An 18,683-nucleotide genomic window follows, 5' to 3' on the forward strand; every position below is an offset into this window, starting at 1 on the left:
AAGAAAGGAGACTAGAGATGTGAACAAAATTCGAACGGATTTGTGAAGAATTTTTGAATGGGGAAAGTAATGTGAGAAAAGTCACATTGAATATGTAGCTTCTTTTTTATAATGAAGGCAAATAAAAAAATTGAAAACTTACTAAGGACTTGAGTAGAAAAGAAGGGATATAGATGCACGAGAAGATGAGAGATTCTTTAGAACGGCCACTTCAAGATTTACGTATTTCAGTTATTGACCGTTGTAATTTTAGGTGCACATACTGTATGCCAGCTGAAGTGTTCGGACCAGATTACGCTTTTTTACAGGAAGAGTTTTTATTAACGTTCGATGAAATAGAAAGATTGGCGAGATTGTTTATAAGTATGGGAGTCAATAAAATTAGACTTACTGGCGGTGAACCTTTGTTGCGTAAAGATTTACCGAAGTTAATTGCAAGGCTTGCAAAGCTAGAAGGCTTAAAGGATATTGGACTCACAACAAACGGTATTCATTTAGCAAAACAAGCAAAGCTATTAAAAGAAGCAGGATTAAAACGTGTAAATATTAGTTTAGATGCGATAGAAGATCATGTCTTCCAAAAAATTAATGGACGAAACGTAAGTACAAAACCTGTCTTGAAAGGAATTGAAGCAGCAAAGGCAGCTGGATTAGAAGTAAAGGTAAATATGGTTGTAAAAAAAGGAATGAATGATAACCAAATTCTTCTTATGGCTCGTTATTTTAAAGAACAAGAAATTCAGCTCCGTTTTATCGAGTTTATGGATGTGGGGAGTACGAATGGCTGGAACTTCGAACAAGTCATTACGAAGGAACAAGTAATAGAGAAAATTAATCGTGTATATCCGCTTGAGCCTGTTACACCTCGTTACTTTGGAGAAGTTGCAAAATTATATCGATATGTAGGGAGCAACGCAGAAGTTGGATTTATTACTTCAGTCTCTGAGTCTTTTTGTTCTTCTTGTACGAGGGCTCGTATTTCGGCAGACGGTAAATTTTTCACATGCCTATTTGGAACAAAAGGAATGGATTTACGAACGCTTCTTAGAGAAGATATTTCTGATGCATCACTATTAAAAATTTTACAACATACATGGGCGTATAGAAAAGATAGGTATTCAGATGAACGAACGGCAGAAAGTACAAATAAACGTCCAAAAATTGAAATGTCCTACATTGGTGGATAATGAAAGGAGGATTCCATATGCAGGAGCGTTATTCAAGGCAAGTATTATTTTCTGGAATTGGTGAAATGGGACAAAAGAAAATACGAGAAAAGCATGTGCTTCTAATCGGTGCGGGTGCACTAGGGGCTGCAAATGCGGAAGCGCTCGTTAGGATGGGAATTGGGAAATTGACAATTGCTGACCGTGACTACGTTGAATGGAGTAATTTACAAAGGCAACAGTTATATACAGAAGAAGATGCACAGCAGTGTAAACCAAAAGCAATTGCAGCGGCAGAACATTTAAGAAGGATTAATTCTGAAGTGGAAATTGTACCAATTGTAACGGATGTCACAATGCAGGAAATGGAAGAGTTAACAAAAGAAGTGGATCTTATTTTAGATGCGACTGACAATTTTGATACGCGCCTACTTATCAATGACATTTCACAAAAAGAAAATATACCTTGGATATATGGTGGGTGCATCGGAAGTTACGGTGTAACGTATACAATTCTTCCAGGGGAAACACCATGTTTTCGCTGCCTAATGGATCATCCGATGGGCGGAGCAACGTGTGATACAGCAGGAATCATTCAACCAGCTGTACAAATGGTTGTTGCTCACCAAGTAACAGAAGCGATGAAAATATTGGTGGACGATTATAAGGCGTTGCGAGGAACAATGTTATCATTTGATATTTGGAACAATCAATATCTCTCATTAAAGGTAAATAGACAGAAGAAAAGCACATGTCCATCTTGTGGCAATGTACGCAAGTATCCAAGTTTAACATTTGAAGCACAGTTGAAAACTGAAGTGTTATGCGGGCGGAATACAGTTCAAATCCGTCCAGGGATAAAGCGAGTTCTTCATTTAGAAGAAATTCAAAAGCGCTTACAAAAAAGTGTGAATGTCAAAAAAACACCATATTTACTATCGTTTCTTGTTGATGAATATCGTTTTGTTTTATTTACAGACGGTAGGGCATTTATTCATGGGACTAATGATGTGAAAATGGCAAAACGATTATACGCAAAATATATAGGGTGAATAGAAAGAGCGTTTCTCCTTATCAAAACGAGGTGAAAAAGGAATGTTAGAAAAACGTATACCAATTCCAGTGGCAGAAGCAGTTGCACGTGTAATGGAGTACGCCTATCTAGGTGAAACGGAAAAAGTTTCTCTTAAAGAAAGCTACGGAAGAACGCTTGGAGAAGATGTTGTTGCAGATCATGATGTTCCGCATTTTGATCGTTCTCCATACGACGGGTTTGCAATTCGAGCGGAAGATACGAAAGAAGCAAGTAGCAGTAACCCCATTCAGTTTGAAGTAATTGGTGAAATTGGAGCAGGTTTTGTTTTTACAGAAGAAGTGAAAGCATTTCAAGCTGTACGTATTATGACAGGAGCCGCAATTCCAGAGGGGTGTAATGCTGTTGTTATGTTAGAACTAACGGAAGGGTTTGAAGAAAACGAAAAGACTTATATGAAATTAAAACGCTCTTTCGCTTCTAGTGATAACATTTCTTTTAAAGGGGAAGATGTAAAACAAAATGCCACCCTTGTGAAAAAAGGAACTTTTATTAACCCTGGAGTAGCAGCGCTTCTTGCTACGTTTGGTTATAGTTCAGTAAATGTTGTTAAGCAGCCGATTATTGGGGTCGTAACAACAGGAAGTGAACTTTTAGAAGTACATGAACCACTAAAACAAGGGAAGATTCGAAACAGTAACTCTTATATGATTGCTGCTCAAATTGAACGAGCGGGTGGAGTTGTACAGTATTATGGACAATTCGCTGACGATTTTGAGACGTGTTATAACACTGTAAAAAAAGCGATAAAAGAAGTGGATATATTAATTACAACTGGTGGTGTTTCAGTAGGAGACTACGATTATTTACCTGCTATTTATGAGAGATTACAAGCTAATGTACTTTTCAATAAAATAGCGATGCGACCAGGAAGTGTGACAACTGTAGCTGAGGTAGAAGGAAAACTATTATTTGGTCTATCTGGTAATCCTTCTGCTTGTTATGTCGGTTGTGAATTATATGTTCGACCAGTCATTGGGACATACTTGCATAGTAAAAATCCACACGTATATCGTGCAGAAGCAATTTTACAAAATGATTTTCCGAAAGCAAACCCATTTACTCGTTTTGTAAGAGGGAGAGTAGAAATTGTAGATGGTCAATTGCAAGTTACACCAGTGGGCTTAGATAAATCAAGTGCAATTTCTTCACTTGCAGAGGCGAATGCATTTATCGTACTGCCGGGCGGAACAAGAGGATTTGAAGCAGGAATGACTGTTTCGGTACTGTTATTAGAATCAAACGTAGGAAGCGAGTGGCCATGGGAAGAACCACTTCGATCATACAAGTGATAGAAAAATAGATTGATGGCTTCTCCGCGGATTATGATTTATCCCACATTAACTGCCCATAAACGCCCGATTGGTGAAGGCTAATAATCAGTAGGAGATGAAGAAAACCCCCACTGATTAAAGTTTCACTTTATACAAAGATAAGAGGTGCAAGATGACACATACGTATTATGAAGTAATTGATACACCAATTTCAATTGAAGAAGTTACTAATAAAGTAATTCAGCGTGAGTGCGGTGCTGTTACTACTTTTATTGGTACTGTTAGAGAATTTACGAAAGGACGCCGTACGCTATATTTAGAGTATGTAGCTTATAAGACAATGGCGGAAAAACAGCTTGAGAAAATTGGTACCGAAGTAGAAGGGAAATGGCCAGGTACATATGTGGCAATTACACATCGCATTGGTACATTGCAAATTTCTGATCTTGCTGTCGTTGTCGCTGTTGCTACACCACATCGGAAAGCGGCCTATGAGGCGAATGAATATATTATGGAGCGTATAAAACAAATTGTTCCGATTTGGAAGAAAGAGTTTTGGGAAGATGGTGAGTCATGGATAGGTGATCAGTTAGAGAAAACAGCATATGTAAATGGTGAACCTGAAAAGGAGATGAGAACATGATTGAAGTACTATTATTTGCACATTTGCAAGAAGAAGCAAGTAAGCCGGCCTTGCAAATAGAATGTGAAAAGATTACGGTTGCTGAGCTAAAGGATGTTCTTATAAAGAAATACAACTTAGCAATTTCAAAAGAGATTATGGTCGCTATAAATGAAGAATACGCAAATGAGGATGACATCATTCAAACTGGTGATGTTGTAGCAATGATTCCGCCAGTAAGTGGTGGTTGATTCTTTTCAGTCTAATCATGTGAGTACGTGATTAGACTGGAGGGAATTAATATAACTATGCATACATAGGAGGGAACAGGATGAAAAGTCCTAATTTTCAATTAAGTTTACAAACTTCTAATCTAGTTATCGGTTTTATGGTATGGGTCATTTTATCATCATTAATGCCTTATATTAAAGCGGATATTCCATTAACTGCGGGACAAATTTCTATGGTCACAGCAGTACCCGTTATTTTAGGTTCTATTCTTCGCATTCCAATTGGTTATTGGACAAATCGTTACGGAGCAAGAAAGTTATTCTTTATTAGTTTTATTCTATTATTATTCCCTGTCTTTTATATTAGTGTTGCCAATTCTATGATGGATTTAATTATTGGTGGCTTATTTGTAGGGATTGGTGGGGCTGTATTCTCTGTAGGGGTAACTTCTTTACCGAAGTACTTCCCGAAAGAGAGTCACGGTTTTGTAAATGGTATTTACGGTGTTGGTAACGCCGGAACAGCAATTACTTCATTTTTAGCACCTGTCATTGCAACTTCATTTGGCTGGAGAACGACAGTACAGTGTTATTTAGTTTTACTTGCAGCATTTGCACTTATGAACTTTTTATTAGGCGATCGTAAAGAAAAAAAGGTGAATACACCATTAATGGAACAAATAAAAGGTGTATATAAAAATGAAAAACTTTGGTTTTTATGTATCTTTTACTTTTTAACATTCGGATCATTTGTTGCATTTACAGTATACTTACCAAATTTTTTAGTATCTCACTTCGGATTAGAGAAAGTAGATGCAGGTATGCGGACAGCAGGGTTCATCGTATTAGCAACAATCATGCGCCCGATTGGTGGTTGGCTCGGTGATAAATTTAATCCATTTAAAATATTAATCTTCGTATTTATCGGTTTAACACTTTCAGGTATTATTTTATCATTTATGCCTAGTATGAACGTGTATACATTTGGTTGCCTACTAGTTGCATTTTGTGCAGGTATTGGAAATGGTACAATCTTTAAACTCGTTCCAATGTACTTCTCTGAACAAGCTGGTATTGTAAATGGAGTTGTATCAGCTTTAGGTGGACTAGGAGGGTTCTTCCCACCATTAATTTTAACATTACTATTCCAACTGACAGGTCATTATGCAATTGGATTTATGGCATTATCAGAAGTCGCACTTGCTTGTTTAATCATCACCGTGTGGATGTATAGCCAAGAGAAGCTGTTAGTAATGTTAAAGAATAATTAATAAGGAAAAAAGAACCGTCCCAAAGTATTCTGGGACGGTTCTTTTAGTAATAGGCTTCTTCATGTTTTATCGTTAAGTCGATAAAATGTCATTTACTATCTCCATCTTAACCAAAGCTTGTTTTCTAAAATAGTGTGGTTTTAAAATGAAAAACAGAAGGATTATGGGATTTTATGTTAAAATATAGATAACAGATGTTATTCAATTAAAGGGCAGGTTAGTTGAAGAAATGTTAAATCTCTTCCAAAGGTTGAACTAATTTTTAGTATACAAATATTTAATTTGATCGGGGTGTTTAGATGAAAAAATTATATAAGTCCACTCAAGATAAACAAGTATCAGGTGTATTAGGTGGCTTAAGCGATAAGTATGGAATTGATGTTAGTATCCTTCGAATAGTAACTGCATTATCAGCCTTTTTTACTAGCGGAATAACAGTGTTAATTTATATAATAGCTGCAATTGTTTTGCCTACAGATAAAGAAATTAAGGGATAAATGTATGAACTCAAATATAATTCAACAAACGGGAACTTTAAAGGAACAAGTAGATAAAGGCACTCCGCCTCTTACACGTCTACGATACCAGCCTTTGGTGGTAAGAATCCCACTGACGTTAGTCAGCTGGCCCTTTTAGAGGTAGGAGTGTCAATTGTCTGTCTAATAATAAAAAGAACAAACGTCTATAAAAAACGTTTGTCCGAAATTAATTAATATTTCACCTAAGAGATAAATTACGATTTGTTAGTACGAGAAAGCTTTTTTATAAGTTTAGGAAATATAGATGTTAGTTCTTGCTTCATACGCTTCGTAAACGATGGATCCTTACCTGAAGTTGAAATCGTTACAACATATTCATCATTTCGGATGATACCAGGTGTGTGAAATGATGATTCTGTACCATCACTTACAACGTTAACCCATTGGAAATCATGAGCGGCTTGTTTGACCATCATATTTACAGCGTGTTGATTTGTAGCTGCATAAATAAGGTGAGCATCTTTAATATCATCATTACTAAAAGTTTTTTGCTTCCAAGTAATATAAGGAAGTTCCTTCATTTCCTCGCAAATTTCTGGGCTGACAACGGTGACAAAAGCGCCCGTATCTTTTAATCCAGACGCTTTTCGATATGCAATTTTACCTCCACCAATGATAACGACCACTTTTTTATTTAGATTAAGCATAAGAGGGTACATGTTATACATACACACATTCCTCCATTCGTTCTATTAATGTTAATTTCATATATGTATCAAACTGAAGGCAGTTACAAGTTGTAACGTGATCATATTTTTTTGTATGCAATTTAATTTTTTGAAGTAACAAACCAGTAAAGAGAAGATACGGCATGACATATACATGGGACGCAGTCGATGTTATAGTCTTGAGCTCAGCGGTAAAAGAGGGTGTTCCTTTCGTTAAAAAGGAACAACATACTGGCATGCCGAGTTTTCGTTCGACAGCTGCTCCGATTTGTTGTAACTCATATATAGGCTGAGAGTCACTGCTACCTCGTCCTACGAGTAAAACTCTACTACCCTGCATTGGCATCGTTTCACGTATTCTTTTCACTACAAGTTCAACCATATGTGGATGCGTACTAAAAGGTGGTGCAAATGAAAATGTTATATGTGGATATTTCTTTTTCATTTGCCCTATCTCAAAAGGAATATCACGTTTATAATGAGCTGCCGCAAATAATAAAACAGGTACAATCATTATTTCAGTTGCTCCCTCTAGTATCGCTTCTGTAACTGCATCATGAATGGTAGGAGTTGTTAGTTCAAGAAAAGCTATTTTTTGAATTCTTTCGTTACGTTCTTTCATAACAGATTGAATAAATTGAATGAATTGTTCGTTACCTTCTTGCAGTCGGCTACCGTGTCCAACATATACGATTCCTTTCATCGTGCTACCATGTCTTTCTTCATAACGATTTCTTGTAATTGATGATCTACGTTGTGAAACCCGACTTTATTTGCATAGTGTAAAGTTGGAACATCGGTATATGAGAAGGGAAGAGTAAGAATATCTATAAAGCCAAGGCGTTTTACTTCTGATAAAAACGTATCAATTGAAGCACGTCCTTCAAATACAATGCTATCCCATGAGAATTCAGAAAGCATACGTGAATGAATTTCATCGAATCGATGATCAATTTTATACTCATGAGTCATCATATAGGAGCCTGCACCAATTTTTTCTTGAATAAAAGCAATTCGGTTTATATTCCGGCCTAAATAGACAGTTGTTTCTAAAGAAAACTCTGCAGATGTACTTAACAATCCATACTTCATAAGCTTTTCTTGAACAGGAAGGTTCATATACTGCAGTTCTGCCTGTAAGGAACGAATATCTTTATGATGTTTACTGCATGATTGCATCAAGATTTCTACACTTTCAGCTGAACAAAATACAAGGCGATCAACGTTAAAAATTTCATAGATTTGTTCAGGTGTTAATGTATATTCTTCCTTTTTAAAAGTTGGAATTTGATATATTTCTGCACCGGATTCTTGTAACTTTTGCTTGGTTAAACTTGTTTTATTTGTTGCGGATGTAAATAAAACTTTTTTACCATGTAATGGTTTACGTTCTTTCCAAGCGATTTGATTGCGTAAGGAAACGACGTCACCAACAATTGTCATTGATGGATTAGAAATATTTTCGTTTTTGACGATAGGAACAATGGTTGAAAGTGTTCCAGTGACAACGCGCTGCTTTCCAGTTGTACCCCATTCAATGACTGCTACGGGTGTATCTTCTTTTTTTCCTGCTTGTAGTAAGTTTGCACAAATTGTAGGTAAGTTTTTTATACCCATGTAGTAGGCGATAGTATCGCTATTGTGGGATGAATTATGTTTTTCGTGATCGGTTAAAGGACCTTTTGTATGTCCAGTTAGTAAAGTGACGCTATTACTGTAGTTACGGTGGGTGAGGGGGATACCTGCATAGCTACTAGCGGCGATGCTAGCTGTAATACCTGGTACAATTTCATACGGAATGTTCGCTTCTGCTAAAGTTTCTGCTTCTTCACCAACACGGCCAAAAATAGATGGATCTCCGCCTTTTAAACGGACAACGATTTTTCCTTCTTTCGCAAATTGAAGGAGGTGGGCATTAATCATTTCTTGTCGCATAGTATGATTTTTGGGCATTTTTCCGCAATAAATTAGTTCGCATGTTCCTTTCGTATAATTAAGAAAGGCAGGATTTAATAAGCGGTCATATAAGACAATATCTGCACGCTTTAAGCAATCTATCGCTTTTTTTGTAATAAGCCCTTCATCACCTGGTCCTGCACCAACTAAATATACATATCCGTTCATATACGCACCTCTTCTATTTTTATTTAAAAGGAAGCCAGGGGAGGCTTCCTTTTATCAATTACATGTATAGATAAATATCCCCGTCAATAACTTCTACTTCGTACGTTTGAATACAACCGTCATCAGGTTTTTGAACTTCACCTGTTACTAATGAAATTTTCCAATCATGTAGTGGGCAAAAGACGAATTCCCCAGATACAATTCCTTCTGCTAATGGACCGTTTTTATGAGGACAACGATTTTCTACAGCTCGAATATCGCCATTTGAGAGACGAAATAGGGCGATAGACATACCTTTCATTTGCACCTCTTTACCAATTTGAAAAGGAAGGTCATCCGCACGCATAATTTTTATTTTTTCTTTCGTTTGTAACATATAGTGCACGCTCCTTATTTTACAGTTTCTACTTCATACATCGCTTTTAATGACTTCGTTTCTAGTGCTTGTCCCCATGCTTCCGTATATGTGCTACGAGCTGTTTGGAAACGCTCATTTAGCATAGTGACCATGTTTGTATCTTGTAGTATTTCTTTTATGTGATCGAAGCCTAATCGTTCTGTCCAGTAGGCAGTGCGCTCCCCGTAAATACCAGTTTCACGATAATATTGTACGTAAGCTGTAGCGATGCGAAGTACATCATCTTCAGTAGGGACAATCATTACAAAGTCAGCTTCGCGTACTTCCGTACCACCATTTCCGCCAATATAAAGTTGGAATCCATTTTCGACACAAACAACGCCAAAATCTTTCGTTAGTACTTCAGCACAGTTACGTGGACAACCCGTTACACCCATCTTCATTTTATGAGGTGTATCTACCATTTCTAATGATTGTTCAAGTAGCATACCAAGTCCTAATGAATCTTTCGTACCGAACCGACAGTAGCGAGAGCCAACACATGATTTTACATTACGAAGAGATTTTGAATACGCATATCCAGAAGTCATATTTAAGTCGGCCCATACGTTAGGTAAATCTTGTTTCTTAACACCATATAAACCGATTCGACTTGCGCCTGTAATTTTTACGAGAGGAACGTCATATTTTTTCGCAACTTCAGCAATTTTCATTAAATCATCTGCGGTTGTAACGCCTCCGTACATACGTGGAATAACAGAAAATGTACCATCATGCTGGATGTTACCATTCATTCTTTCATTAACGTAACGGGATGATTTATCATCTGCATATTCTTCTGGGATCGCCATACGTAAATAGTAGTTTAAAGCAGGACGACATTTTGAACAGCCGTCTTCATGTGCAAAATCAAGAACATTTCGTACTTCTTTTGGCGATTTTAAACCTTTCTCATGAATTGCCGCTACAACTTCATCACGTGATAAAGTTGTACATCCACACATACCGGCAGATTGTGCTGAGGCATCAAAAGAATCTCCAAGTGTATGAGATAAAATTTGCTCAACAAGTGGGCGACATTTACCACAAGAACCTGCGGCTTTCGTGCATCCTTTAACTTCTTCAAAAGTAGTTAACTCTTGTTCTAAAATGGCGTGAACTATTGTGCCTTTCGTAACACCATTACATCCGCAAATAGTGTCATCCGCACTCATAGTAGCAACGTTAAGTTCGTTTTCTTCACCAGCTTTGTGAAGAAGGGAAGCTGCTGTATATTCTTGTATGTCTTCTTCTTTCTTTAACATGCTAAAGAGGCGTGTACCATCAGCAGTATCACCATATAAAACAATACCAACGACTTTATTGTCACGAACTAATACTTTTTTATAGGAACGTTTACATTCATCAAAGATTGATATTGCTTTCGTTATATCATCTTCATAAATTTGGCCAGCAGAGAATAAATCACAACCTGCAACTTTTAATTGTGTACCGACGATACTGCCCACATATCCATCAGTTTGTAAATTTGTTATATGCTTTGCTAAAATTGCGCCTTGTTCATAAAGTGGGGCAACAAGTCCATATGCGATACCGTCATGTTCTGCACATTCTCCAACCGCATAAATGGATTCATCATTCGTTTGCATATAGTCGTTGACTACAATACCGCGATTTACAATTAAACTAGCATCTTTTGCTATTTGAGTATTCGGACGTATTCCGACAGCCATTACAATTAAATCACAATTTACAATTTCACCATCTTCAAATTGAATGCCCTCAACATGATCTGTACCAAGAATCTTTACAGTTTTCTTTTCCATGAGAAATTTCATGCCTTGCGCTTCTAAATCTTCACGCAGAAGGGAAGCTGCTTTAGCATCTAATTGTTGCTCCATTAAGCCCGGCATTAAATGAACGACATGTACATCCATTCCTAAGTCAATGAGTCCTCTTGCGGCTTCTAAACCAAGTAATCCACCACCAATGACAACGGCCTTTTTCTTATCTTTAGCAGTATTTATCATAAATTGTGTATCTTCAATTGTTCGAAATCCAGTCACACCAGGAAGGGTGGAACCTTCAACAGGTAATATAAAAGCACTAGATCCCGTTGCGATAATGAGTTTGTCATATGTAAGAGTACGATTTTTTTCTGTGACAATGACTTTTTCTTCTCGGTCAATACTTTGAACTCTCTCGTTTGTATATAAAGTTATTTCATTTTCTTCGTACCAACTATATTCGTTCATAATGATATCTTGCATATTTGTTTTTCCCTGCAGAACATGAGAGAGCATAATGCGATTGTAGTTTGGATGTGGTTCATCTCCAAAAATAGTAATATTATATTCACTATCATGTTTTAATATTTCTTCCATACAGCGTATTCCAGCCATACCATTTCCGATCATTACTAAACGTTTTTTCATATTCATTTCCCCTTTTATGTGAAATGTTGAACAAAGTATATTATGTTTCTATTATAGAAAATTAAAAAAGAGGGAGATGTGATATTTATCACATTTTTATAATGATTCACAAATTGTTGAAATTCGGATTTATGTGAAGGGAGAAGCGAAAGGGAATATGGTTACAAGGGTAGAGGGGGAGGGGAAGTATAAATATTTTTCATACAATGAAAAAGCAGGACATGAGCATTTATACTCATGTCCTGCACTTTATTTATGCTTTCGTAATTGCACGTGGAAATAAAATGTTATTTTCTAAATGAATATGTTCAAATAAGTCAGATTCAAGGGCTTCAAGGCGCTGGTAAACAAGGCGATAAGTGCCGCAAGCTCCTTCTGGTGGAGTAAAGTCATTGGTCACCTTACGAAGTTCTTTAATAATATTGCCAGCGTGGTCATGCTCACTTTCTAATGCGTCTACTACTATACGTAATTTTGCATAATTTTCATCAGTCGGATTTTGTTCGAATTCTAAAATTAATGGGAAATCTTCCGTTTCTTCTTTAATTAAATGTTGTTCTAATTCAATCTTAAGTTCATGAAATAGCTTATGAATTTGAGCTAAATGAGGCTGACTTGCCCCATGAACGCGTAATACTTTCGTCACATATGGACTTAACTGTGGCAATTCTTCATTTAAATAGCGATGATGCTTGTTTACAACATAATCAATCAATTCTTGATAAGAAGCATTTTTCCAATCAATTTCAGATTCGTTTAATAGTTTCGTTTTATGATAAAGCGTATTTAACTCTGTGATTACCTCTATTGCCGATAAATTTCTTTCATTAATTGCATCAATAAGTGGTCTATTACCACCACAACAAAAGTCTATTCTATATGATTTAAAAAGATCACTAGCTTTCGGAAATTGTGTTACAATCTCACCGATAATTGAAGTTTCAGTAAATGTATGTTTCATATGAATTCCTCCATAAAGTTTAAATGTAATATCTAAATCAAGAATAGCGATAAATTAAAATCAATGTGGTGATTTAAATCACTTATTATGTGTCATTTTTGAGAATAATAAAAGGAGTTTTATTTAAGTAAGAGGAAGCGTAATTCGTCGCAATACTTTACGATAATAAAAAAAGAAGCTTAGTAGAAGCTTCTTTTTTATTACTATCTTTCACACGCAACTCCATCGCCATCACGATCAAGTTTAGAGCTATATCCTGGTTGGTCTCTATATAATGGGGCTTTCCCAGCATTTTTAACTTCAGTACAATTTTTGAAATATGTATTACTATTGCTTCCAGCAGCCGGTTGTGTTTGAGTTTGCTGTGCTTTTTGTTGTTCCTGTTGTACGCGAGCTTGCTCAGCAGCTTGACGTTGTTGCTCTTCTTGTTGTTTGCGAGCTTGTTCAGCGGCTTGACGTTGTTGCTCTTCTTGTTGTTTGCGAGCTTGTTCAGCGGCTTGGCGTTGTTGCTCTTCTTGTTGTTTACGGGCTTGTTCTTCAGCTTGACGCTGTTGCTCTTCTTGTTGTTTACGGGCCTGTTCTTCAGCTTGACGCTGTTGCTCTTCTTGTTGTTTACGGGCCTGTTCTTCAGCTTGGCGTTTCTCATCCTCTTGCTTACGAGCTAGTTCCTCAGCTTGACGTTTCTCATCTTCTTGCTTACGAGTTTTTTCGTCCGCTTCTTTCTTTTCTAATTCCTTTTTCTTTTCGTCATCTTTTTTCTCTTCACTATTAGAAGCGACTTGTTTATTAGTTGCTTTCGTTTTTTCAGAAGAAGGACTTGAAATACCTGATAGCGCAACAAAAATGACAAATAAAACAGCTGTAATTATAAATTGTTTTTTTGCTACACCCGTTTTCTTAATAACAGATAATATTGCAAGAACAAGGAAAAATATAAATAGAATGAAACTTAAAGTAGAAAAAAATTCGACGACTGGGTGTTCAGATTTTGTTGTGCCGGTCACCATTAAGATAATTGAAATCATAAAAAGAATAACAGTTGGACGACCATATTGTTTTGCTTTTCCATTTTTCTTAAAGAATGAAATGATACATAAGATTAAAAGAATGATAGCAATCAAAAATAAAGCTACACCAATATTACTCAAAATAGCCATTTTCATACCTCCATTTGTAAGATTTTCTCTATAGATTATATAGGAATTTATTGGATAGTACACGTTTTATATTAATTTAGAAAATTAATATTTTTAATAGACGAATAAACATTTATTTTATATATAAGGAAAAATAGATATATTTACTATTACTTTTTGAAAGAGATTTCATAAATTATAGTATATCGATTGAAAGGAGGAGATTTGTATGGAATTTCAATTACTAGTGAATTGCGTGTTACAAGAAGGGAATGCTTACTTTTTAGTAACAAAAGTAGATGATGTTATTACGTTGAAAGTGCCAATTACAGCAGGAGTAGCAGGTTTATTTTTAGCTTTAGGTGTACCGAGATGTTCTTAATTTAGATTTTGATAGTAAAAGGATGAGGGACAAGCCTTACCCTTTTACTATTACATAATTTTTTTATGTAAACTAAATGAGGTTTTTAAGTTTTTTAATATTATTTTTGCCATAGCACGTTTAAAATGGACATGCATATACTATAATGTTTCATTGACCTTTGATGATGAACGATAGTTTTAAAAAGTGTATCGAAAGTAGAAGTGATACTCTTTTCAATAATGAAAATAGAAGAGGTGCTAGTATATATGAAAAGACGAACGTATGATATTCCAGTCGCGTTGCGAAGAGAATGGTTTTTAATAGAGTTAGCGCATTTAACAAAAAAATATGGGATTGAAATTGCAACTAGTAAAATAGAAGATGCACCATTTTTAAGAGATCAAGTTACAGAATTCAAAATAGGAGCTGGTTTGCAATACGATAAATATGATGATGAGTACATCATCGAGTTTTAAACAAAGAAGCTGCGTATAAAAGGTTATTAAAGAGACCTTTTATACGCAGCTTTTTTGTAAAGAGAATGCTTTATTGAGAAATATTCAAAACGCTTATTGTAAAAAGGAATGAAGGAATGTTGAGAGAATAACGTTTGATAAGAAAGGAATGTGGCTATTAATTTCTTATTCAAATGTATCGTAAAAGTAATTGATTAAATGGAATTTAAAACAATTGGTGTTCAATGTAATGGTAGCGCTTTCTTTCGAGAGAAAAAAGGGGGATGTTAATGGGGATTATGAAAAGGTGTATCGTATTACTTATTGTACTTTGTTTTATGAGTCCGATGGTTGTTAGTACAAATGTACACGCAGAGGTTGTAACAGAGCTTAAGACTGGCTTTCCAGATCAAGAAGTATTTACTCCTGGAGAATGGTTTTTAGGCCAGAAACCTGCTAATTATGATGAGAATAAACCACCAATTCTCTTTGTACAAGGAAGAAATGGTAATGCGGATAGTTGGTATGGAAAGACAGTATATCATGATATGAATGATATGTACGATTATGCTTTGAAAGCAGGCTATCAAACTGTATTTATTCAATTATATGATGCTGCGGGGAAAGGATCAGCTAGCCAATGGGACAATGGAAAATTGTTAGCACAAAAGCTTGAAGAAATTTATAATCATTTTGGTAAAAAAGTGAATGTTGTAGCTCATAGTAAAGGTGGTATCGATACACAAGCTGCGTTAGTTGGATATGGAGCGAATCGATTTGTTGGAAATGTTATTACGCTTGCCACTCCGCATTACGGATCAAATTTAGCGGATTTATCATATAGTTGGTGGGCAGGATGGCTTGCCTCTATATTAGGTCAAAAAGATGATGGGACCTATTCATTGCAAATAGGTGAAATGGCAAAGTTTCGTTCTACAATAGATAATAATCCTGCAGCTAAATTAAACCGTTACTATACGGCTACTGGGACAAGCTGGGGACCTGTTTTTTCAGCATTATCTACGGGCGGGTTGTATTTGTCATCATACGGTTCTAATGATGGATTAGTGAACGAATGGAGTGCTAAGTTACCATATGGAACACATTTATTTACAGATTCACGATTTGATCATGATAATATACGAAAAGGTTCAGCCGTTTTTTCACGAATTGAACCATATTTACGGACAGCAAATGTACCAGTACCAGCTTTATTAGCCCCGAGTAATAGTTCAGAGGAAAAGGTAGAACAATTAAACACAACTTCTAATCAAGCTATTTTAGGAGGAGAGTTGTCACAAAATGAGTGGGTAGGACAAACTGTCGCAGTTGATAAAAAAGCAGAAGGGGTAGTTTCTATTTTAACAGCTTCTTCGGATGTAGAAATACAACTAATATCTCCAAAAGGAAAAGTTTATACAAAAAAAGATAGTGCTATAACTACTGGTGAAGGTGAATCGTTCTTTAAAGGAGCGACTATAAGAACATTTAAATTTGATAAAATGGAAGCAGGAGAATGGCAAGTTAAAATGATGGCGAAGCAGCCGAAAGATGCATATTTAATCGTAACCGATTACAAAAAAGATGCTCCGTTCGTCCTTCAAATGCCGGCAAAGGTTAAAGCAAATAAAGCAGAGTATAAACTCAAAAAATCACCTGCAGTTCCAGAAATGAAAGGCGATCTTTCAGTAACAGTAAGAGTAATTAATAAAGATGGAAAGTTAGTTTCTGAATCAAGTGAATCGCAAAATATTAATGCAAATATATTTACAGGTGCTTTGAAAAATATAGAACAGCAGGGTGTATATAACGTTACAATTGATATAAAAGGGATGAATAAGGAAGGACAACCTTATAATCGTACGATAGTTAAATCGGTTTATGTAGAGAAGTAGGAAAGAATGAATCGGTTTTAATAAAAAAAATGCCGAATTTTTGCGATAGAAGGATTTCGGCACTTTTTCATGTTTATTAGATGAATAGAAAAAGGAAAGCATTTTAGTGAAACAGAGAAATGGAAAAAGCGATGACTAAGTTTTCAACTTAGTCATCGCTTTTTATTTATGCAATTGAGCAGGAAGAAGGCAAAAAATATCGAATGAATGTAATTATACAGAATTGTTTGCTTTTGGTATGAATAGTAGTTAAAGATACGTTAGTTATATTTCAAACCGTAAGAAAAGAGAGATTAAATAATAGAGGGAGCAACTTACATGGAAAATATATTAAAGGTATCCTCAAAATCAAGTCCAAATTCAGTGGCAGGTGCAATAGCCGGTGTACTAAGAGCAAGTGGCAATGTAGAAATACAAGTAATTGGAGCTGGTTCTTTAAATCAAGCGATTAAAGCAATTGCGATTGCAAGAGGTTTTGTCGCTCCAAGTGGAATTGATTTGGTTCTTGTTCCAGCGTTTCAAGAGGTTACTATCGATAATCAAGAAAGAACAGCAATCAAATTAATTGTAGGCCCTAGAAGGAAAAGGTCTTAATAGCGAGCACTAATATAAGGGGATTTGAAAAGGTCAATAGACTCCAAAAAATTAGACACGTTATTTCATTTGACAGTTCCTTGGGCGTGGACACAGTATTGTACCGGATTCATGACTTTTAATTTCTATTTATATTTATCGGATTTTTCTGGAAACTTAAAAATGCCAAATCCTTTGTGACATAAGGGATTTGGCATTTTTGAAGTTTTTATGTTTTTTAAAATAAATACTAAAACTGCTCATTCTTCTCCCAAGATTCAACGATATAGGCCTATAAACCTTGTTATATCAAGGTTTATAGGCTCTGCTTTTTATTAATGCTCACATTTTGCTCACATTCGAATTTTTTTGTTTTTATTTGATGTTTTCATAAGATTTTATTACATTCTCAAAATTCTCTGCGGCCTGTTGCTGCATGTTTTGTGTGATATGGCTATACTTGTCTAAGGTCATTTGAATAGAAGAGTGGCCTAAACGATCCTGAACAATTTTAGGATGCTCACCCGCTTGAAGCATAAGTGTTGCATGAGTATGTCTTAAGTCGTGAATACGAATTCGCGGAACACCAGCTTTTCTGTAGTGATCTTTTAAAAAACGATGGGGAGCATCTATATGTAAGGGAGAATGAATTGTATTGCCAGCGAAAATAAATGCCTCTTCATTCAAATGTATGCCCCAGCGGAAAAACTCCTTCTTTTTATAGACGTAGTATGATTGTAACTCTGTTACAACAAAGGAGGAGATACTAATGCTTCTATTGGAAGATTTAGTTTTTGTAGCAGCTTTAAATAATCCTTTTTCAGTTTTTACAAGAGATTTATTAACTAAGATACGTTTGTTATCAAAGTCAATATCTTTCCATGTCAGTGCAAGTAATTCCCCACGTCTCATACCTGTATAGATCGCAAGTAAAAAGAACATATAGTACTTTTTATTTTTTTCTTTTAAATATTGGAGGAATCGATTACATTCCTCACTAGACCAGGTTTTCATTTCCCCTTGCTCTTCACGCGGCTTTTTTACTTTATTCATTATATTACCATGTATGATTTCCCATTCTACAGCATGTTTGAATATGCATCTGAAGCAGCGATGTATATTGCTGATTGTACCATTTGATAGACCTTTTTCTTTAAGTTCAGCATAATAGCTTTGAATCATTACAGGCTTAATGCTTTTAATTTTTTTATAACCAAATGTGGGAAGAATATAAAGTCTAACTAGGCTCATGTCTTTTTCATAAGAAGTTATTTTTAACTCAGCTTTTCGAATAGGCTGTAATTTTTCCCAGATATCTAATACACTTAATTGTTTATCATCAAAATACATTCCTTTTTCTATCTCTGTAATCATAGCTGCAGCAGCATTTTGAGCTTCTTTTTTAGTTCTAAATCCACTTTTGCTTTTTTGTTTTCTTTTGCCAGTCATTTGATCTATACCAATATCTATTGTAAATGACCACCTATCTCCGCGCTTATGAAAGTATCCTTTCAAATTT

19 protein-coding genes are annotated in these 18,683 nt (G+C 35.6%); 11 read left to right on the forward strand and 8 right to left on the reverse strand.

The genetic code is table 11. From position 1 onward, the window contains the following. Positions 1–173 precede the first annotated feature (173 nt). The 7 genes from moaA to BWGOE10_RS10205 all read left to right on the forward strand — a co-directional run bounded on the left by moaA (position 174) and on the right by BWGOE10_RS10205 (position 6,153). Positions 174–1,187, forward strand: a complete 1,014-nt coding sequence (gene moaA / locus BWGOE10_RS10175; protein ID WP_070142226.1) for a GTP 3',8-cyclase MoaA — start codon at positions 174–176, stop codon at positions 1,185–1,187. A 17-nt stretch (positions 1,188–1,204) separates the two neighbouring features. Continuing rightward, positions 1,205–2,218, forward strand: a complete 1,014-nt coding sequence (locus BWGOE10_RS10180; protein ID WP_070142228.1) for a molybdopterin-synthase adenylyltransferase MoeB — start codon at positions 1,205–1,207, stop codon at positions 2,216–2,218. A 43-nt stretch (positions 2,219–2,261) separates the two neighbouring features. Beyond that, complete coding sequence (glp, locus tag BWGOE10_RS10185; RefSeq protein ID WP_070142230.1) at positions 2,262–3,551, forward strand: gephyrin-like molybdotransferase Glp; 1,290 nt, start codon at positions 2,262–2,264, stop codon at positions 3,549–3,551. A gap of 154 nt (positions 3,552–3,705) precedes the next feature. Beyond that, entirely contained in the window at positions 3,706–4,176 is a 471-nt protein-coding gene (locus BWGOE10_RS10190) for a molybdenum cofactor biosynthesis protein MoaE (protein WP_070142231.1), read from the forward strand. Continuing rightward, the gene (gene moaD / locus BWGOE10_RS10195; protein ID WP_070142233.1) at positions 4,173–4,406 is read left to right on the forward strand and encodes a molybdopterin converting factor subunit 1; all 234 of its coding nucleotides are present in this window, start codon (positions 4,173–4,175) and stop codon (positions 4,404–4,406) included. The genes BWGOE10_RS10190 and moaD overlap by 4 nt, the downstream gene beginning before the upstream one ends. Before the next feature lie 80 nt (positions 4,407–4,486). Further along, positions 4,487–5,656 (forward strand): nitrate transporter NarK, encoded by a 1,170-nt coding sequence (gene narK, locus BWGOE10_RS10200; RefSeq protein WP_070142235.1) that lies wholly within the window; start codon positions 4,487–4,489, stop codon positions 5,654–5,656. A 299-nt stretch (positions 5,657–5,955) separates the two neighbouring features. Then, positions 5,956–6,153, forward strand: a complete 198-nt coding sequence (locus tag BWGOE10_RS10205) for a PspC domain-containing protein (protein WP_033710387.1) — start codon at positions 5,956–5,958, stop codon at positions 6,151–6,153. A gap of 236 nt (positions 6,154–6,389) precedes the next feature. Here BWGOE10_RS10205 and BWGOE10_RS10210 read toward each other — a convergent pair whose 3' ends face one another. The 7 genes from BWGOE10_RS10210 to BWGOE10_RS10240 form a co-directional block, all read right to left on the reverse strand. Next, positions 6,390–6,863, reverse strand: a complete 474-nt coding sequence (locus BWGOE10_RS10210) for a precorrin-2 dehydrogenase (protein ID WP_070142237.1) — start codon at positions 6,861–6,863, stop codon at positions 6,390–6,392. Next, complete coding sequence (locus BWGOE10_RS10215; RefSeq protein WP_070142239.1) at positions 6,856–7,566, reverse strand: sirohydrochlorin chelatase; 711 nt, start codon at positions 7,564–7,566, stop codon at positions 6,856–6,858. Before BWGOE10_RS10215 ends, BWGOE10_RS10210 begins: the two co-directional genes overlap by 8 nt. Continuing rightward, positions 7,563–8,987, reverse strand: coding sequence for a uroporphyrin-III C-methyltransferase (locus BWGOE10_RS10220; protein ID WP_070142240.1), 1,425 nt, complete (start codon positions 8,985–8,987; stop codon positions 7,563–7,565). Before BWGOE10_RS10220 ends, BWGOE10_RS10215 begins: the two co-directional genes overlap by 4 nt. 58 nt (positions 8,988–9,045) lie before the next feature. Beyond that, positions 9,046–9,363, reverse strand: coding sequence for a nitrite reductase small subunit NirD (gene nirD, locus BWGOE10_RS10225; RefSeq protein ID WP_070142242.1), 318 nt, complete (start codon positions 9,361–9,363; stop codon positions 9,046–9,048). A gap of 14 nt (positions 9,364–9,377) precedes the next feature. After that, positions 9,378–11,780: an NADPH-nitrite reductase large subunit gene (nirB, locus tag BWGOE10_RS10230; RefSeq protein ID WP_070142244.1), complete on the reverse strand. Its 2,403-nt coding sequence runs from the start codon at positions 11,778–11,780 to the stop codon at positions 9,378–9,380. A 253-nt stretch (positions 11,781–12,033) separates the two neighbouring features. Then, on the reverse strand, positions 12,034–12,741 hold the full coding sequence (gene ric / locus BWGOE10_RS10235) for an iron-sulfur cluster repair di-iron protein (RefSeq protein ID WP_070142246.1): 708 nt from the start codon (positions 12,739–12,741) through the stop codon (positions 12,034–12,036). A 203-nt stretch (positions 12,742–12,944) separates the two neighbouring features. Next, positions 12,945–13,898, reverse strand: a complete 954-nt coding sequence (locus BWGOE10_RS10240) for an excalibur calcium-binding domain-containing protein (RefSeq protein WP_070142248.1) — start codon at positions 13,896–13,898, stop codon at positions 12,945–12,947. A 208-nt stretch (positions 13,899–14,106) separates the two neighbouring features. On the opposite strand from BWGOE10_RS10240, the gene exsG reads away from it, so the two are divergent. The 4 genes from exsG to BWGOE10_RS10260 all read left to right on the forward strand — a co-directional run bounded on the left by exsG (position 14,107) and on the right by BWGOE10_RS10260 (position 17,185). Beyond that, the gene (gene exsG, locus BWGOE10_RS10245) at positions 14,107–14,259 is read left to right on the forward strand and encodes an exosporium protein ExsG (RefSeq protein WP_000395676.1); all 153 of its coding nucleotides are present in this window, start codon (positions 14,107–14,109) and stop codon (positions 14,257–14,259) included. Between the two features lie 248 nt (positions 14,260–14,507). Then, positions 14,508–14,717, forward strand: a complete 210-nt coding sequence (locus tag BWGOE10_RS10250; RefSeq protein WP_070142250.1) for a hypothetical protein — start codon at positions 14,508–14,510, stop codon at positions 14,715–14,717. A gap of 263 nt (positions 14,718–14,980) precedes the next feature. Beyond that, on the forward strand, positions 14,981–16,591 hold the full coding sequence (locus BWGOE10_RS10255; RefSeq protein ID WP_081338103.1) for a lipase family alpha/beta hydrolase: 1,611 nt from the start codon (positions 14,981–14,983) through the stop codon (positions 16,589–16,591). Positions 16,592–16,909: 318 nt separating this feature from the next. Next, a complete protein-coding gene (locus BWGOE10_RS10260; RefSeq protein WP_000427797.1) occupies positions 16,910–17,185 on the forward strand; it encodes a stage V sporulation protein S in 276 nt (91 codons plus the stop codon). Between the two features lie 354 nt (positions 17,186–17,539). Here the strand turns inward: BWGOE10_RS10260 and BWGOE10_RS10265 are convergent, their stop codons facing one another. Beyond that, a complete protein-coding gene (locus BWGOE10_RS10265) occupies positions 17,540–18,679 on the reverse strand; it encodes a tyrosine-type recombinase/integrase (RefSeq protein ID WP_070142255.1) in 1,140 nt (379 codons plus the stop codon). Positions 18,680–18,683: the final 4 nt, after the last annotated feature.

This window comes from Bacillus mycoides (genome assembly GCF_001757995.1).
In the GTDB taxonomy this organism is placed as follows: Bacteria; Bacillota; Bacilli; order Bacillales; family Bacillaceae_G; genus Bacillus_A; species Bacillus_A mycoides_B.

Bases quoted from the DNA above. Each gene is read 5' to 3' on its own strand.
- moaA (WP_070142226.1), top strand. From the start codon at position 174: ATGCACGAGAAGATGAGAGATTCTTTAGAACGGCCACTTCAAGATTTA.
- BWGOE10_RS10180 (WP_070142228.1), top strand. From the start codon at position 1,205: ATGCAGGAGCGTTATTCAAGGCAAGTATTATTTTCTGGAATTGGTGAA.
- glp (WP_070142230.1), top strand. From the start codon at position 2,262: ATGTTAGAAAAACGTATACCAATTCCAGTGGCAGAAGCAGTTGCACGT.
- BWGOE10_RS10190 (WP_070142231.1), top strand. From the start codon at position 3,706: ATGACACATACGTATTATGAAGTAATTGATACACCAATTTCAATTGAA.
- moaD (WP_070142233.1), top strand. From the start codon at position 4,173: ATGATTGAAGTACTATTATTTGCACATTTGCAAGAAGAAGCAAGTAAG.
- narK (WP_070142235.1), top strand. From the start codon at position 4,487: ATGAAAAGTCCTAATTTTCAATTAAGTTTACAAACTTCTAATCTAGTT.
- BWGOE10_RS10205 (WP_033710387.1), top strand. From the start codon at position 5,956: ATGAAAAAATTATATAAGTCCACTCAAGATAAACAAGTATCAGGTGTA.
- BWGOE10_RS10210 (WP_070142237.1), bottom strand. From the start codon at position 6,863: ATGTATAACATGTACCCTCTTATGCTTAATCTAAATAAAAAAGTGGTC.
- BWGOE10_RS10215 (WP_070142239.1), bottom strand. From the start codon at position 7,566: ATGAAAGGAATCGTATATGTTGGACACGGTAGCCGACTGCAAGAAGGT.
- BWGOE10_RS10220 (WP_070142240.1), bottom strand. From the start codon at position 8,987: ATGAACGGATATGTATATTTAGTTGGTGCAGGACCAGGTGATGAAGGG.
- nirD (WP_070142242.1), bottom strand. From the start codon at position 9,363: ATGTTACAAACGAAAGAAAAAATAAAAATTATGCGTGCGGATGACCTT.
- nirB (WP_070142244.1), bottom strand. From the start codon at position 11,780: ATGAAAAAACGTTTAGTAATGATCGGAAATGGTATGGCTGGAATACGC.
- ric (WP_070142246.1), bottom strand. From the start codon at position 12,741: ATGAAACATACATTTACTGAAACTTCAATTATCGGTGAGATTGTAACA.
- BWGOE10_RS10240 (WP_070142248.1), bottom strand. From the start codon at position 13,898: ATGGCTATTTTGAGTAATATTGGTGTAGCTTTATTTTTGATTGCTATC.
- exsG (WP_000395676.1), top strand. From the start codon at position 14,107: ATGGAATTTCAATTACTAGTGAATTGCGTGTTACAAGAAGGGAATGCT.
- BWGOE10_RS10250 (WP_070142250.1), top strand. From the start codon at position 14,508: ATGAAAAGACGAACGTATGATATTCCAGTCGCGTTGCGAAGAGAATGG.
- BWGOE10_RS10255 (WP_081338103.1), top strand. From the start codon at position 14,981: ATGTTAATGGGGATTATGAAAAGGTGTATCGTATTACTTATTGTACTT.
- BWGOE10_RS10260 (WP_000427797.1), top strand. From the start codon at position 16,910: ATGGAAAATATATTAAAGGTATCCTCAAAATCAAGTCCAAATTCAGTG.